A 634-nucleotide genomic window follows, 5' to 3' on the forward strand; every position below is an offset into this window, starting at 1 on the left:
ACAGGTAGTCCGTGGCGAGACTTACCCCCTGAATTTGGTAACTGGAACAGTGTTTATAAGCGCTACCGTCGATGGGTAAAAAGCGATAGATTCAGCAAGCTATTTAATGCTCTGAATGACTCAGATTTAGAGTATGCCATGATTGATGGCACTATTGTTAAGGTACATCGTCATGGACAAGGCGCAAAAGGGGGGCTTGTCATCAGGCAATTGGCAAATCAAGAGGCGGTATGACCACTAAAATCATGGCAATGGTTGATGCATTAGGCAACCTTGTTGATTTTACTTTATTGAAAGGACAACAGCATGACATGGCTGGCGTTAAACCTTTAATTAAAGACAAAGAGTTTGGTGCACTGCTTGCCGATAGAGCCTTTGACACGGATTGGCTACTGCTAGACTTAGAAGAGCGTGGTAGCAAAGCGGTCATACCCCCTAAACGCTCTCGTTTAAAGCAACGAGATTTCGATAAAGAAATGTACAAGTGGCGTCACTTAATCGAGAACTTCTTCTGTAAGCTGAAAGATTTCAAGAAAATTGCCATGCGTGCTGAAAAAACGGATGAGTCGTTTGCTGCTAATATCTATTTAGCAGCGACGATTATCCATTTACGGTAATTGTCAACACACCCTAG

General features: G+C 42.9%; 1 pseudogene. It reads left to right on the forward strand.

Annotated features, from left to right (window positions below):
- Nucleotides 1-617, forward strand: a pseudogene (locus tag ACT3RN_RS16040) (IS5 family transposase); the annotation flags it as partial.
- Between the last annotated feature and the right edge of the window lie 17 nt (nt 618-634).

The sequence above is a fragment of the Psychrobacter sp. AOP5-GZ1-6 genome (genome assembly GCF_052376345.1).
Taxonomy (GTDB): Bacteria; Pseudomonadota; Gammaproteobacteria; order Pseudomonadales; family Moraxellaceae; genus Psychrobacter.